General features: G+C 39.3%; 14 protein-coding genes. 4 read left to right on the top strand and 10 right to left on the bottom strand.

The features are described 5' to 3' along the window. The first annotated feature begins 253 nt into the window (after nt 1-253). From V7K41_RS28730 to V7K41_RS28745, 4 genes are all read left to right on the top strand, one after another. On the top strand, nt 254-589 hold the full coding sequence (locus V7K41_RS28730) for a DUF3040 domain-containing protein (protein ID WP_334853772.1): 336 nt from the start codon (nt 254-256) through the stop codon (nt 587-589). A 16-nt stretch (nt 590-605) separates the two neighbouring features. Further along, entirely contained in the window at nt 606-2,684 is a 2,079-nt protein-coding gene (locus V7K41_RS28735; RefSeq protein WP_334853773.1) for a dynamin family protein, read from the top strand. Between the two features lie 362 nt (nt 2,685-3,046). Further along, nucleotides 3,047-5,293 carry a dynamin family protein gene (locus tag V7K41_RS28740; RefSeq protein ID WP_334853774.1) on the top strand — a complete coding sequence of 749 codons (2,247 nt, stop codon included), beginning with the start codon at nt 3,047-3,049 and terminating at the stop codon, nt 5,291-5,293. Nucleotides 5,294-5,415: 122 nt separating this feature from the next. Further along, nucleotides 5,416-6,090 (top strand): DUF305 domain-containing protein, encoded by a 675-nt coding sequence (locus V7K41_RS28745; protein WP_334853776.1) that lies wholly within the window; start codon nt 5,416-5,418, stop codon nt 6,088-6,090. Between the two features lie 206 nt (nt 6,091-6,296). Here the strand turns inward: V7K41_RS28745 and V7K41_RS28750 are convergent, their stop codons facing one another. The 10 genes from V7K41_RS28750 to hpsL all read right to left on the bottom strand — a co-directional run bounded on the left by V7K41_RS28750 (nt 6,297) and on the right by hpsL (nt 14,966). After that, nucleotides 6,297-6,668: a type II toxin-antitoxin system PemK/MazF family toxin gene (locus tag V7K41_RS28750; RefSeq protein ID WP_334853778.1), complete on the bottom strand. Its 372-nt coding sequence runs from the start codon at nt 6,666-6,668 to the stop codon at nt 6,297-6,299. After that, nucleotides 6,634-6,885, bottom strand: a complete 252-nt coding sequence (locus V7K41_RS28755; protein ID WP_334853779.1) for a hypothetical protein — start codon at nt 6,883-6,885, stop codon at nt 6,634-6,636. Before V7K41_RS28755 ends, V7K41_RS28750 begins: the two co-directional genes overlap by 35 nt. Before the next feature lie 263 nt (nt 6,886-7,148). Next, complete coding sequence (locus V7K41_RS28760; protein WP_334853781.1) at nt 7,149-7,733, bottom strand: Uma2 family endonuclease; 585 nt, start codon at nt 7,731-7,733, stop codon at nt 7,149-7,151. Nucleotides 7,734-7,872: 139 nt separating this feature from the next. Further along, nucleotides 7,873-8,511 (bottom strand): peroxiredoxin, encoded by a 639-nt coding sequence (locus V7K41_RS28765; RefSeq protein WP_334853782.1) that lies wholly within the window; start codon nt 8,509-8,511, stop codon nt 7,873-7,875. Between the two features lie 138 nt (nt 8,512-8,649). After that, nucleotides 8,650-8,997, bottom strand: a complete 348-nt coding sequence (locus tag V7K41_RS28770) for a XisI protein (RefSeq protein ID WP_334853784.1) — start codon at nt 8,995-8,997, stop codon at nt 8,650-8,652. Then, nucleotides 8,985-9,404, bottom strand: coding sequence for a XisH family protein (locus tag V7K41_RS28775; RefSeq protein ID WP_334853786.1), 420 nt, complete (start codon nt 9,402-9,404; stop codon nt 8,985-8,987). Before V7K41_RS28775 ends, V7K41_RS28770 begins: the two co-directional genes overlap by 13 nt. A gap of 58 nt (nt 9,405-9,462) precedes the next feature. Continuing rightward, a complete protein-coding gene (gene hpsP, locus V7K41_RS28780; RefSeq protein WP_334853788.1) occupies nt 9,463-10,638 on the bottom strand; it encodes a hormogonium polysaccharide biosynthesis glycosyltransferase HpsP in 1,176 nt (391 codons plus the stop codon). Nucleotides 10,639-10,801: 163 nt separating this feature from the next. Further along, nucleotides 10,802-11,977, bottom strand: a complete 1,176-nt coding sequence (hpsO, locus tag V7K41_RS28785; protein WP_334853789.1) for a hormogonium polysaccharide biosynthesis glycosyltransferase HpsO — start codon at nt 11,975-11,977, stop codon at nt 10,802-10,804. A gap of 81 nt (nt 11,978-12,058) precedes the next feature. After that, on the bottom strand, nt 12,059-13,039 hold the full coding sequence (gene hpsN, locus V7K41_RS28790; RefSeq protein WP_334853791.1) for a hormogonium polysaccharide biosynthesis glycosyltransferase HpsN: 981 nt from the start codon (nt 13,037-13,039) through the stop codon (nt 12,059-12,061). Between the two features lie 271 nt (nt 13,040-13,310). Next, nucleotides 13,311-14,966: a hormogonium polysaccharide biosynthesis protein HpsL gene (gene hpsL / locus V7K41_RS28795; protein ID WP_334853793.1), complete on the bottom strand. Its 1,656-nt coding sequence runs from the start codon at nt 14,964-14,966 to the stop codon at nt 13,311-13,313. Nucleotides 14,967-15,098: the final 132 nt, after the last annotated feature.

The raw sequence follows: 15,098 nt of genomic DNA on the forward strand, positions 1-15,098 counted from the left end.
TAGGCGTAGGTTGGGTTGAAGAACGAAACCCAACATCCGAAAACTAAGGCAAATGTTGGGTTTCACTTCGTTCAACCCAACCTACAATTATTTTTCTTTCCCCAAAGTGACAAAACAGGGTTAAGTTCAACAGCCAATGAAAAGCTAAATAGTAAATTTACTGATTTTTTGAGTATTTATGTAAGTTAATATACAATATAAGTGATGAGTAAATCCTGACATCTTTTCATTGTCTTAGACGGGATGAACACCGATGACATCTGAGAGCATAGGCGAAGATCGCCAAAAAGAACTTGAACACCGGGAACGCTTATTACGGGAACGAGAAGTTGAATTGCGACTCCGGCAAATGGAAACTAACATCCATGCTACCGATGTGGCTTTTCATCAAACTGTGAAGCATCAGCCAGAAAATTCCCAGAAACCTTGGATGAAAAAAGTGATTCTGGGTGGAAAGCTTTTTGCTCTTGGTGTGGTAGCGCTAGTTGCAGTGAAAATAGCCTCAGTGCTGGCTGGGTTTATTATTTTTGGTGCGCTGGGATGGATGTCTTATAAATTATTTTTGGAATTTAAAAGAAACAATCTGTAATTAAGGTGTAAATATTATGACAAATCAAGTAGCAACTGACAGATTTATCCAAGATTTAGAGCGTGTTGCTCAAGTGCGATCGCAGATGTCTGTGTGTTTGAGTAAATTGGCTGAAACAATTAATCAAGCTGAGTTAGCTGGAGATTCTTCATCAGGAAAACTCAGTTTGGAGCGAAATATTGAAGATATTACAGTAGCTAGTAAAAATCTCCGCCAAGGCGTATTTCGCCTTTTGGTATTAGGCGATATGAAACGCGGTAAAAGTACTTTTCTCAACGCCTTAATTGGGGAAAACTTATTACCTAGCGACGTTAACCCTTGCACAGCAGTTTTAACAGTTTTACGTTATGGGCCAGAAAAGAAAGTTACCATTCATTTTAATGATGGAAAAACTCCACAACAGCTAGATTTTCAGAACTTTAAATATAAATATACCATCGACCCAGCTGAAGCTAAAAAGTTAGAGCAGGAAAAAAAACAAGCATTTCCAGATGTTGATTATGCAGTAGTTGAGTATCCCTTAACGCTACTAGAAAAGGGAATTGAAATTATTGATAGTCCAGGATTGAATGATACAGAAGCGCGAAACGAATTATCTTTGGGCTATGTAAATAATTGTCATGCAATTTTGTTTGTGATGAGAGCTTCTCAACCTTGTACCTTGGGTGAGCGTCGCTACTTAGAAAATTATATCAAAGGTCGAGGATTGACAGTTTTTTTCTTAGTTAATGCTTGGGATCAGGTGCGGGAATCACTAATTGATCCTGATGATGTCGAAGAATTAAAAGCATCTGAAAACAGATTACGGCAAGTATTTCATGCGAATTTAGCAGAATATTGTACTGTAGAAGGTCAAAATATTTATGACGAACGGGTATTTGAGCTTTCGTCAATTCAAGCACTCAGACGACGGTTGAAGAACTCTCAAGCTGATTTAGAGGGGACTGGCTTTCCAAAGTTTATGGAAGCGCTTAATACTTTTCTTACCAGAGAACGTGCGATCGCAGAACTCCGTCAAGTCAGAACTTTAGCAAGACTTGCCTGCAATCATACACGGGAAGCAGTTGCAAGACGCATACCATTACTCGATCAAGATGTAAATGAATTGAAAAAACGGATTGATTCTGTAGAACCAGAGTTTAACAAACTCACAGGTATCCGAGATGAATTCCAAAAAGAAATTATCAATACCAGAGATACTCAAGCAAGAACAATTTCTGAATCTTTTCGTAGCTACGTTTTAAACTTAGGTAATACCTTTGAAAACGATTTCTTACGCTATCAGCCGGAATTAAATTTGTTTGATTTTCTCAGTAGCGGTAAACGGGAAGCATTTAACACCGCACTCCAAAAAGCCTTTGAGCAATATATTACCGACAAATCTGCGGCTTGGACATTAACTGCTGAAAAAGATATAAATGCAGCTTTTAAAGAACTTTCTCGCAGTGCTGCACAATATGGTGCGTCTTACAATCAAATCACAGATCAAATTACAGAAAAGCTCACCGGACAAGACGTAAAAGTATATACTACTACTGCTGAAGAAGATAACTCTCCCGGCTGGGCAAAATGGGCAATGGGATTGTTATCACTGTCTAAAGGAAATCTTGCTGGTTTCGCACTAGCTGGGGCCGGATTTGATTGGAAAAATATCTTGTTAAACTACTTCACCGTAATTGGCGTTGGCGGGATAATTACAGCAGTGACAGGGGTTTTTCTTGGCCCAATCGGGTTTGCGTTGCTAGGTTTAGGGGTAGGATTTTTGCAAGCAGATCAAGCACGTAGAGAGTTAGTTAAAACAGCTAATAAAGAGTTAGTTAGACATCTACCACAAGTGGCACATGAGCAATCTCAAGTTGTATACAATGCCGTAAAAGAGTGTTTTGACTCTTACGAAAGAGAAGTGAGTAAGCGGATTAACGATGATATTGTATCTCGCAAATCCGAATTAGATAATTTAGTCAAGCAGAAACAGACCCGCGAAATCAATCGTGAGAGTGAGTTAAATCGTTTAAAAAAATTACAGGAAAATGTAATAGCTCAGTTGCAAAAAATAGAGGTAGCGTATAGCAATTTATTAGCTTACTATAGTTAACATATCTCATTACTCTCGTTCGTTCCCAGCTAGAAGCTGGGAATGCCTACTGGGAGGCTTTGCCTCCCATAAGTATAAGTAGTAAACACAAATAAATCTAAGTTTTTAGTAAGGACTTTCGTCCTGATAAACTTTGCTATAGCAGTCCTATTTGATTTGTGAAAAATATAGATACAGATAAGGAAACGAACCGTTAAAGACGCAAAGGTAAGAAAGAAGAAAGAGATATATAATTTTCCCAAATGTTTTAGGACTACTATATTAACGATGATTCTCTCACTACGAACTATGATTTATTGTATGTTAAATTATGCCTATCATAAACATAATAATATGAGGCTGTAACCTGGGAATGAGGAACTATGCAACAACAGTATGAAGGTTATAAGGATTTAGCAGATTCTCTCAAGTCCGCATCTGCATTACTGAATTTAGAACGCAAATCACAACTGCATCAAGATATAATTACCATCTGCAATCATCTCGTTAATCCTAGCTTTCGGATTGCGGTATTTGGCCCTTTTAATCATGGCAAGTCTACCTTACTGAATGCCATACTAGGAAATCGCACCTTACCAATTGATTTAATTCCTACTACAGGCGCATCGATTACTGTTAAGTATGGCTCTAATGTACGGACTCGCCTCATGTTGCTAGATGGTACAGAAATCTATCGGAGTGGCACAGAAATTTTACAGCAATTTGCAATTCTTGATAGCAATAGGCAGATGCGAAAAGATGTAGCATCTGTAGAAGTTTTTTGTCCGCATCCCTTTTTGGAAACAGGAGTAGAATTCCTGGATTTACCAGGAACAAATGATAGAGATGAACAAGATAATTTAGTCCGAGAACAACTTTTAAGTGCAGATTTAGTTATACAATTATTAGATGCACGCAAGTTAATGACTTTAGGTGAACGGGAAAATTTACGAGATTGGTTATTAGATCGCGGTATTAAAACAGTTATATTTGTTGCCAATTTTCTTAACTTGCTAGAACCTGACGAGCAAAAACAAGTCCAAAATCGCCTGCTGTTTGTTGCAGAAAGCTTTCGAGCCGAATTACCTCCAGGTTTTAATAATTTATATCGCGTTGATGCTTTACCTGCTTTAAGAGCCAGATTAAAAGGTGACGTTGCTGCTGCAAATAGTAGCGGTTTAGCAGCTTTTGAAACAGCTTTGCAAAATATTGTGGGGATTTTGCAACCAAATCGTGGTAGTGTGCGTTTGCCAAGAGTGCAAGCGATCGCTTCTCAAATCCAACTCTCATTAAAAGCTAAAATTGACCCGATTGCTATTGAAATAAAATCTTTTGACGATAAACAAAATAGTAAAATTGAAATTAAACAAAAAGCAGCAAACTTAATTTATAAAGGTTTTACTACTAGCATTAGAGAGTTACGAGATTGGCTAGAATTACCCAAGCTACTTACAAAATATCAAGCTGATGCAGCAGTTGCATTGGCAGAAAATAAATTTAAAGATTGGCAAACAAATACTCTTAAAAAAGACCTGAATCAATTACAATTAGCTGCGGTGAAATGGCTTTATCAAGCTTACGAGTTTTTCCAAGAAGAACGACCACAAGATTTATTAATTCCCTTTCCTAGCGAACCACAAGTAATATTACCCCCAAAGCCAAACAATAGTGATGATTTGAGTGAACCTGGTTCCATCGCTGTTGGTGGTGGTATTGGTTGGTTGTTAGGTGGCCCGGTGGGTGCTGCTGTCGTCGGAAGTATTTCTTATTTGTTAAATAAGAATATCCAAAAACAAGACGAACAATTAGCAAAGGAATCTTATCATCAAGAAGTTGCTAAACTTTGTATAACTGCAATTGAAGATTATTTCTTTAGCTTTAGCTGTCAAGGATTATCAATTTTGACTGAATATGAACGGAAAGCCGAAAAAGTAATTTGCTTTGAATTCAGTCAGGAACCGCTAGAGATTACTAATAAGCGTGAAACTTTGCAGCAGTTACAAAACGGTTTTAATCAGTTGCTACGAGAATTAGAAAAAGCCAAAATACTCTCAACCTATCAACCTTATAAAGAAATACCAAAATACACGAATACTAATAGAAAATATTCGCCACAGCCAGAAAGAGTTAAAATTTCCCCTGAGAAAGATCCTGTCATTAAGCAAAAACAGGAAAATACTACTAAGAATAGTGGGACAAGGGTAGAATCTGTTTCTCCACCACCACCGCCAAAAGTTTCTCCCTCTCCACAGAAAGAAGAGGTGGAGGCTAAATTTCGTGATTGGGAACTCAATGAGGAAATAGCGCGGATGAAAGCAGAGATGCGTAGCCCTAAGGCTTGTCGTCAGACATCGCCTGGTTTTCAAACTAGCAAACGGCAAAATTCAACTCAAAGCAAGAAAGCACCTAACCAACCTAAAAGCCAGACGGAAAAAGATAAAATTACTCGCGCTTACGGCATTTTAGGATTGCAAACAAATGCTTCTCAGGCTGAGGTAAAGCAGGCTTATCGAAATTTAGTTAAAAAATGGCATCCAGATTTGTTTGTTAATCAGCCGCAACTACAAAAACAAGCTCAAGAGAAAATGCATTTAGTTAATGATGCTTACACAATTTTGAGTGATAAATAAATAAATAACCAGATCCCCGACTTCTCAAAGAAGTCGGGGATCTTTAGATTTCATCCTAATTTCATTTCTCGCTGCCAAGCTAATAAGTAAATATAGAATTAAAAAACTATGAGGTGAGACTTATGCAACTGCTATCTTTGAGGAATGGCTTTTTAGCGTTAACCTTTAGTGCGATCGCTTCAGGCGGTGGGTTAATTACAGGCTGTGGTACTGCTTCCCAGAACCAAAGCCAAGCGCCAAAAGAAACCGCCACCAATGCAAATGACAAGCAGATGATGAATCACAGCATGGGAATGGATTTAGGCCCAGCCGATGCTAATTTTGATTTACGATTTATCGACGCTATGATACCACACCATCAAGGGGCTGTGGAAATGGCTAAAGAAGCGCAGGTGAAATCAAAACGTCCTGAAATCAAAAAACTAGCAGACAATATTATCAAATCGCAAAACCAAGAAATCACTCAGATGAAGCAGTGGCGACAAGCTTGGTATGCCAAAGCGGGAGATAAACCAATGGCTTACAACAGCCAAATGGGTCATACGATGGAAATGTCGTCTGACCAAATGCAAACTATGATGATGAGTCAAGACTTAGGTGCAGCCGATGCTGAATTTGATTTGCGCTTTATCAATGCGATGATTCCTCACCACGAAGGGGCTGTAACAATGGCAAAAGATGTCTTGAGTAAGTCTAAGCGCCCTGAAATCAAGCAATTAGCCCAAGAAATTATCAAAGCACAAAATACAGAGATTAAGCAAATGCAGCAGTGGCGAAAAACCTGGTATAACAAGTGAACCTAAGTACAGTTTTGCATAAAATCGTAGTGTTTTTAAATGCAGAGGGACGCATTGGCATTGCCAAATTTCATTCGCTACGAATTAATCAAATGCTGTACTAAGTATCTGTGTAGATTCGCCTGCAACCCCCTACTGCTTAATCTCTCTTCCCTAATGAAGTGCGGCGCATTCTCAATTGGCAAGTAACAAATTGCTATTAGTTCTCACTGCAATCCAAGTGTATCTCTTAATGCTCTGTCAATATTTGCTGTTGGTAGTGAGCCAATTACTTGATAAATTGTGGACAGTGTAATTGTTGCCAAGTTATCAGCCATTACTACTGAATCTGCTAAAAGCCCGGATTGTTGTCCTTGTGGTGAACTTAGCAGTATAGTGACACGGCTAGGATGTCCTGCTCGAAACATCTGGCTGGTAATCATAGCAACGATAACTTGGGGTAAACCTGTCTGCAAATTATCTGCTTGCACAATCAGAGCAGGTCGTGTTTTGGCAGTAGTCAGGTTAGAATTTGGAAATAGTACCAGAACAACATCACCTCGCTTAAAGGTTTGTTTTGGCTGCGTCATAGTTGTCATAAATACTCATTTCCGGGCTATCCCAATCCTCTACAAAGGTTGCTAGATGTGATCGCAAAATTTCAGCCTGCGCTTTGTTAATTCTCTGAGAAGCTAGGTCAATCTCATTCGACCTCATAAAAGTCACAATTACTCGCGTTCCTTCATCTATATCAGTGGGTTGTTCAGTGAATTCCACTTGACCATTACGATATATTCCTTCAACACTAGTCAACATTTTTAACCTCGCTGCTTGTGAATAGTCAAATAGTGTGGCTTATGACAACAATTTCCTTATGATTAAAAATATTTAGTTATGTTTATATAGAATCGTTATTTGCTTTTATGATTTGTTGCTTTTGTGCTTCTAAACCTCTTAACCTTAGAGTCAATTAGGCAAAGGTAGCAATTTTACCATTCAATTACCCTTTGATGTCAGGTCAATTTCCCAATTTAAACTGCTGTATCGTCGTCACCAGCCTAAATTTAAATAAAATTTTCTTACCAAATTTTACTCATATTCAAAATAAACCCAGGCAATATCAACTCGCCGCTAACAGTAGCAGGATTATCCAAACATTCCTCTGGTAATTCAGGACGATAAATATAAACTTTACACTGCTTACGGTCAATCAACCAGCCTAACTGTATTCCTGGCTCATTCATATATTCCTCCATTTTTTCCTTCAAAGTTTGGAGGTTGTCGCTAGGAGATTTGAGTTCGACTACAAAATCTGGACAAATGGGTGCAAATCTTTTCTGTTGTTCTGCTGAAAGAGCATTCCACCGCTCTAGTTTAATCCAGGAAGCATCTGGAGAGCGTTCTGCACCTGTTGATAGCTTAAATCCAGTACTAGAGCTAAAAGTTATACCTGTACCATCTTGTTCTGACCACACCCATAGCTGTCCTGAGATATTAACTTCTCGATTTCCTGTCTCTGAACCAGTAGGAGGCATAATTACCAATTCTCCACTCTTTTTGCGCTCAATGCGTAAGTCACGATTCACCTGACAGAACTCAAAAAATTGTTCGTCTGTCATTTGCATTGATGACGGAATTTGCAAAACCAAAGGAGATGAGAACATAGGGATTTCCTCCAGCTTTAGATGTTTAGCTCACTGACTATATTCTCAGGCAAAAAGACGAAGAAAAGACAAAGAAAAGACAAAGACGCAAAATTATATCTTTGCGCCTTTGCTTGATTATCCGAAATCATTTTCAGATTTACTTATTAGGCTGAGGAGTTAGCCGCAGATAAGGTTTAACTTCCTCGTAGCCTTTGGGGAATTTCTGTTTTAGTACTTCTGGATCTTTGAGTGAGGGGACAATTACAACATCCTCTCCATCTTTCCAGTCAGCTGGTGTCGCCACGCTGTAGTTATCAGTCAATTGCAGAGAATCAATCACGCGCAAAAGTTCATCAAAGTTGCGTCCTGTGCTGGGAGGATAGGTGAAAGAGAGACGGAGTTTTTTATTGGGGTCAATCACGAAGACCGATCGCACTGTCACAGCTGCATTAGCATTGGGGTGGATCATATCGTAAAGGTCAGCAACCTTGCGATCTGCATCTGCCAAAATTGGGTAGTTAAGAGTGGTGCTTTGAGTTTCTTCAATGTCTCCCACCCAGCCTTTATGGGATTCTACGTCATCAACGCTGAGTGCGATCGCTTTGACATTGCGCTTGTCAAATTCTGGTTTGAGCTTGGCAACTGTGCCGAGTTCTGTTGTACAAACAGGTGTAAAATCAGCAGGGTGAGAAAACAGCACAACCCAGCTGTCACCCGCCCATTGGTAAAAATCGATGTCGCCGTGTGTTGAGGCTTGCGTAAAGTTGGGTACTGTGTCACCTAGACGGAGAGTCATGAGAGATTCCCTGTAGTTAGAAAGGCATATATATTCTAGTATGCCATCATGACATAAAACCCCGATTTCCCAATCGGACTTTAGCAGTTTGAAACAAAATTTTAGGTTGTCAACACTGAGAAACTTTCTCTAACGCTCTCATCCCACACCATAATCACTCATTTCACGCATAAAAGGAGGATGGAAGCCCAGCACAATATCTTGTTTTGGTACACCCAGCCTGACTAGATCGGCCGCAATATCATGTTCAGTTGAATTGTAGAAAATCCAGATTTTTTCATTCCGAATATCAAGATGCATTACACATTGATGAATCCAGCGCTTATGTTGCCAACCCAAATGCATAATTTGATAGTGATTTCGCTGAGTATCAAAAATAGTTTCAACTTCAATATCACCATAAGCAGGCTTATTTTGAGCATAATCCATCAATAATTGCTGGACAGTTTGCTGATAGTTGATTAATTGATCTGTCAGATTTTCCATTGTACAATCTGCTCCAATTGAATATCGTATATCAGCAGTTTGACAGTATTTTCTTGTAGCATGGAGGCGGGAAAATCAAGTTGAAAGAAGCTGTTATAGGTTAAGTCAGGCACAGCTAGATAGAGGACGCGATCGGGTTCTTCACGACGCAAAGCCGCTCGGTAATTAATGAACTGACCAAGTGCTGTATGAAACTGGTAAATTGGGGATGCGCTAGCCAGAAAACTTTTGACTTCAACCGCAATTTTTTCATCCCCTCGCTCTGCTGCCAGTAGCCATTCCGCCCCTAAATCAATCTCCATATCAATACCGCCCACCTTTATTTGTAATGGAGCGTGAGTAACATTCCACCCATCCTTGGTGAGAAATGTCTTAACAACTTGATGAAAGCGATCTTTAGCAGCCACAAGAGATGATTGATCTTACAGTTTGCTATTTCAACCTATCACATTGCTCCCATGACACTTACAGTTTGTTTGCCAGAATTTTTTGGTAAGCTTGGATTGTTTGCCTTGCGATCGCATCCCAGCTAAAATTTTCCAAGGCATATTTTTGGGCATTTAATCCCCGGCGTTGGCGTTCTGCGGGATTTTGCAAAGCTTCTTGTAGTAATTCTACTAGTGCTTGAACATCTGTTGCGCCTACCCAACCTGACTCACTATCACGTATCTGTTGACAAATATGCACTTGGTTAGAAATGACTACGGGTACACCTGCTACCATCGCTTCAGCTACAGCAATCCCAAAATTTTCGTAGTAGGAAGGTAAGACAAATAAATCAGCAGCTTGTAGTAAACTAACTTTGAGTTCACCAGTGACAAAGCCTGTAATTGTAGTGTGCGATCGCAATGGTGAATTTTGAATTTGGGATATTATCTTTTGTTCGTAATCTGGATCTTGAGGATTAGTACCAGCTAAGACAAAATGAAACTTATAACCAACCGCTAACAGCTTCTCTAGCGCCGGAATCAACAAATTCAACCCTTTTTTCGGGTCAATTCGTGACATAAATAGCACCAAGGGTACATCTTTTGGTAGTTCTAACTGACTACATACATTTTTAATAGAAGATTGACGGGGAATCACACCCAAGGGAATCACCAAATCTGGTGTAGATACTCCAAAACGTTCTGATATTTTAGCTTCTTGGTCGCTAGTAAAATGAATTGCTGCGGCACTAGCTAAATTTTGACGTTCTATAATTGCAACATAAAGCTGTTTTAATTGCTTTTTCTTCTGTAAATCAGCCGGATCGAGAGTACCTAAAGGACGGAAAATATAAGGTAGTTTTTGCTGACGACACACAAGAGCAGCAGCACTAATTATTGGCGAGAATAGAGCATGAATATGTGCTATGTCAAACTCGTGAGCGTGACGTTTTAGCCAGTTTAATAAATCTAGGGAAAATTTGTAGCGACGAAATGGGGCACAACGAAAATAAATTATTTCATAGCCATTTTGTTTAATTGGGCGATTTAAAGGAACATCCAGAGGTGTTTGACCATTATCACCATTACTATCAGTTGTGAGAATTGTAACTTCTACTCCCTCTTTTACTAACGCTGGAGCTAATCCTAGTACCATTTGACTAGGCCCACCGTAAATTAGAGAAATTGAGGGCACAATTTGTAATATTTTCATTTTTTTGTCATTTGTTTTTTGTCATTTGTCCTTTGTTATATCATGTCTGGTTAAAGACTTAATCATAAGGGCAGCAGAGGAGAAAAGTTTTCTGCATATAGCGCGGTAATTATAACTAATTAGCCGGACTTGATATTATTCAATAATGACCAATAACCAATGACTAATGACCAATGACTAACTCTTGATAAAATTCTAATTGCTGTTTAGCCAAAGCTTTATTTGTATATTGAATCATTGCTTTTTGATAACCCATTTCACCGAGAGTATGAGCAAAATATGGTTTATCCATTAATTGTACTAAGCAATTAGCAAGAGCTTGAACATCACCTTCAGGAAATACTAAGCCAGCATCACCAATTACATAGGGAATTTCACCTGAATTAGAACCAATTACGGGAACTTGGCAAGCCATCGCTTCAATTAGCACATGACCAAATTGCTCTTTCCAGCCAGCAGAAGTTAAGGTTTTAAACTTGTAAGTTGTTTCTGAAGGTAATACTAAAGTACTCATTAAATTTATATAGCTTGAAACCTCATCATGGGGAACACTTTCTATCAAAATTAACCGTTCTTTAATATTCTTTTCTGCCGCTATTTTAATTAATTCACTTTGCAACTCTCCCCGTCCCAATAACAGTAATTTCCAAGGTTTATTTTTCAAAGTTGCTAATGCTTGCAAAAGCGTTAACAAACCCTTCTCTTGCACAAATCGCCCAACAAAACCTACTACAAAATCCTCTTTTTTAATGCCCAACTTAGCTGCTAACTCTGGCTGGGCTTTGGGAGTAAATAAACTTTCATCTACACCCAGTTGTGGCATGACTTTAATTGCCCCTTTATATCCCCGTTGTCGCAAAACTTCTGCTCCATCTTGATTGCCAGAAATAATGCCGTGACTATGGTTGAGGTTATATTTTTCTAATAAATAAATTGGTAGTTTCAGTTCATAAGGAAGATTCCACCAGGTAAAAAATACATTTTTTGCCTTGAGTCCTAATAGCTGATTTAAGGCAATCATTTGAGTATAAGCCAAGCCTCTAGACCCTTGTTCAACTTGGATGATTTGGGGGCGAAATTGTTTTAATAAAGATATCAAATCAGTGCCAAAGGTAAGGAGTCCCTGATGATTTTGACTAAAATTAGAAACTGGAACTATTCTAAATCTGCCTTCATCACGGTATTCAGTTTCAATAATTCTGTTTTGTACACCGCCTGGTTTCCAACGCTTTGGGACTACAACTGTCACTTCAATGTCAGGTTCTAGTTGAGATAAAGCGCGTAATTTTTCACAGTTGAGGTCTACGATATAAGTGTGACTAGCAACTAAGATTTTCATTGATATTTATTATTTGTCATTTGTCATTTGTCATTTTTTTAAATAACTAATACCCAATGCCCAATGCCCCATACCCAATAACTAAACTTGTTCATCCAATCGACTGTAAATTTGACCATCGTTCCATAGTGATTGGATGACAGTACCTAAAGCTTTGAAAAAACCCAAAGTGTAGAAAATTGCGCGAGTGGCAATTTTGATGGGGGAACCGCTTTTGTGACAAGGTGGACGTCCGAGAACGTGACAGTCAAATAAACGGCCGTATAAGCGCAAAGCTTGAGTCACAGTCAAGTTTTTCAGCCCCAGTAAAAAATGGTTGTGGTAAAAGGTGAGTTGATATTTTAGCGATCGCATACTAATATCATGACAACCCCCTGTTTCTTCGCCTAAATGCACCAAATGGGCTTCTGGGTCGTACCAAATCTTATACCCCGTTTGTCGCAAGCGCAAACAAAAATCTGACTCTTCGCGCACTGCACTCCCGCCAAACCTCTCATCAAACCTCAATCCATACTTAGTAAAGATTTCGCGGCGAAATGACATATTACAACCCCTTGCTGTCAGCACTTGTTGGGGTTTAATGGTATGTACTAAATCAATATAATACCAAGCAATTCCTGGGTCCATAGCTTCGGGAGGCAGATATTCAATCTGTAAATCTCCTCCAGAATCACCTAATTTCATTTTGTCAAAGACTCGACCGGCTACAGCCCCCACCTCTGGGTTTTGCACATAATTTTTCGCATGGGCTGCTAACAATCCAGGGGTTAACTGAACATCATCATCAATAAACAATATTATTTCACCAGATGACCGCCGCACAGCATAATTCCGCGCTCCTGGCAAACTTGCCCAATCTAAGCGCAACCATTTAATTTTACCTGCCTTTGCCATCTCTTCTAGGTAGGCTTGAATTTCTGGTTGGTGTTTTGGAGTTTGGTCTACAATTAAAACTTCAAAATTTGGATAGTCCTGTTTTAAGACATCCACAATGCTATCGCGTAGCGCTTCTTCTCGTCCGTAGGTCGCGATAACTACAGTAACTAATGGCCAATTATTCATAATTATTATTAAATGATTTTACTACTTCTATAATAGCCTTGTAAAAATTAATTTTCATGAAATTCAGTAAGTGGCTATTGCTTTAATTTACACACTGTATTTTCACGGTTTCTGGAAAACCTCGCTTTCATTCCTCTCCCTGACTACGAAATTGCTTACTCATCAATAAGTATCATCTAAGAATAAGTCTATGACGAGAATTTCGAGGTAGATTTGGAATGCTGAGGTATTTTTGTCCTCCAATGATATTGTTTGGGCATTTTTATTTCATTTAAATTGTTTTTAGACGTTTTTTCTTGTTTTTTTGTTGAGGGCTGGCATCTTCTTTATCTTGTTTCTCCAATTCTGGTAATTTAAAAAGAACTCCCGCAAAAAACCAATAATAGGCAGCAACAGGATCGACATCCAGAGGATAGTAGTAAGTGTTGTAACTAATAAACAATATAAACACCCATAAAGCTGCTCCGGAACTGCGGAAATTACGGTTCTTTATGGAGCGATAGGTTTTAAAGCCAAGAATTGTTAAACTTGTTACCAAACCCAGAAACGCTAATAATCCAAAAATTCCCACTTCATAAAGTACTTTGGGGTAGTAGGTTTCTACAAGCTTAGTTTGACCCATCACACGGGCAGAGTTTGTTGCTCGTCCTAAGCCGCTTCCCAATGGCCCCTCTACGTTTTTCCAATTTTCTTCAAATTGCTGGATGATAAAATCTTGAGGTGGTGAAGCGTTCCAACGACTGGCAAAACTTTCGGTTCTCTCTTGTACGACAGCAGGGTTAGCCACCATCGCAATTCCCAGAATGAAGGCAAGTCCCACGCCTATGGGGATAAATCGTTTCAGGTTGCCAAGTTGTCCGGTGAGTAATAGCAAAATCCCGAAGCAGATTGGTACTAAAGCTAAGGCGATTCTCTGTCCAGAGATTACAGCATCGATAAAGACTCCCACTAAAGAAGCTAAACCGATTATCCGCCATATTGGAGAGGGATCGTTGAAGCCGGTGGCAAAGGTAAAAAAGGTGCTAGAAATTAAGAACCATGCCCACTGCCAAGGAGCTACAAATGTCCCTGGTAGGCGAATAATCCCTTCTTCGGGACTATATACTAGCGCTCCACCAAAATAACACCGAGCTTCGAGTGTTGCTCTAAATAAGGCATCTCCTTCAAGACCTCTAGTGCCTTGACATACACCAGTTAGTAGTAAGAAATATTGAATAAATCCCAGCGCGCAGCAAATCAGTGTGAGGACAATCTGGAGGCGCAATAAAAATAGAAAATCCCGCTTATCGCGAATTAGATAGTAGGCACAACCAATCAGGGGGACATAGCCTAAAAATACTTTTAGTCCCAGAATTCCCATACCTAATGGTATTTCTTGGGGTGCTTTTTCTAATAGTCCCGCACTAGGCGGGTTAAATTGCTGTGCACCATTGACAAACAACAGTGTTAGCAGACTGCAAGCCAAAACAATATAAAGTGGGATTTTAATGCCTTTGGGAATAATTATAGGTAGCCCCTGTATACGGCAAGTCTGCCAAAGTCCAATTAGCGCTGGAACGTAAAAGGCATCTTTAGCTAATTGGAGTATGGGACTATTGCCCAAGTAGTAAGTGACAGTACCTCCCAAAGGTATGTAAATGATGAAGGCATATAGAGCTTGGCGCGGATATTTGTAGGAAAGGGACATGACTATTATCCCTAACACGCCAGGGACTGCTGCTTTAATTCCAGCTACGAAAAAAAGTAGAATGCCAACGAAGACACCGCCAAAAGTGGCGGTGGTGAGTAAGCTAGTGAGTTCCTTACGTACTTGGGCAGATTTGCGCTTTTGGGCTAACTGTTCTTTGAGGCTAAGGGTAGAAGTTTCCTTTTTAGCCTGCTTTTTCGATTTTTTAGATTGCTGAGATTTTGATTTGAATTTTGGCATAGTGGCACTGTAGCCTATCAGCCTTGCAAAATACTCCATTATATAGGACTAATATTTGATTTTGACACGTAGGTGTGTTAGCGCAGAAACTATGGCACAATTCCAAGCTTTTGGTGCGTTATACCATTTCTT

Source organism: Nostoc sp. (genome assembly GCF_036917415.1).
Taxonomy (GTDB): Bacteria; Cyanobacteriota; Cyanobacteriia; order Cyanobacteriales; family Nostocaceae; genus Nostoc.

What these genes read in the sequence shown, in the direction of transcription:
- V7K41_RS28750 (WP_334853778.1), bottom strand. Translation starts at nt 6,668, where the DNA reads ATGACAACTATGACGCAGCCAAAACAAACCTTTAAGCGAGGTGATGTT.
- hpsP (WP_334853788.1), bottom strand. Translation starts at nt 10,638, where the DNA reads ATGAAAATATTACAAATTGTGCCCTCAATTTCTCTAATTTACGGTGGG.
- V7K41_RS28760 (WP_334853781.1), bottom strand. Translation starts at nt 7,733, where the DNA reads ATGTTCTCATCTCCTTTGGTTTTGCAAATTCCGTCATCAATGCAAATG.
- V7K41_RS28745 (WP_334853776.1), top strand. Translation starts at nt 5,416, where the DNA reads ATGCAACTGCTATCTTTGAGGAATGGCTTTTTAGCGTTAACCTTTAGT.
- V7K41_RS28740 (WP_334853774.1), top strand. Translation starts at nt 3,047, where the DNA reads ATGCAACAACAGTATGAAGGTTATAAGGATTTAGCAGATTCTCTCAAG.
- hpsL (WP_334853793.1), bottom strand. Translation starts at nt 14,966, where the DNA reads ATGCCAAAATTCAAATCAAAATCTCAGCAATCTAAAAAATCGAAAAAG.
- V7K41_RS28735 (WP_334853773.1), top strand. Translation starts at nt 606, where the DNA reads ATGACAAATCAAGTAGCAACTGACAGATTTATCCAAGATTTAGAGCGT.
- V7K41_RS28765 (WP_334853782.1), bottom strand. Translation starts at nt 8,511, where the DNA reads ATGACTCTCCGTCTAGGTGACACAGTACCCAACTTTACGCAAGCCTCA.
- V7K41_RS28755 (WP_334853779.1), bottom strand. Translation starts at nt 6,885, where the DNA reads ATGTTGACTAGTGTTGAAGGAATATATCGTAATGGTCAAGTGGAATTC.
- V7K41_RS28770 (WP_334853784.1), bottom strand. Translation starts at nt 8,997, where the DNA reads ATGGAAAATCTGACAGATCAATTAATCAACTATCAGCAAACTGTCCAG.
- hpsO (WP_334853789.1), bottom strand. Translation starts at nt 11,977, where the DNA reads ATGAAAATCTTAGTTGCTAGTCACACTTATATCGTAGACCTCAACTGT.
- V7K41_RS28730 (WP_334853772.1), top strand. Translation starts at nt 254, where the DNA reads ATGACATCTGAGAGCATAGGCGAAGATCGCCAAAAAGAACTTGAACAC.
- hpsN (WP_334853791.1), bottom strand. Translation starts at nt 13,039, where the DNA reads ATGAATAATTGGCCATTAGTTACTGTAGTTATCGCGACCTACGGACGA.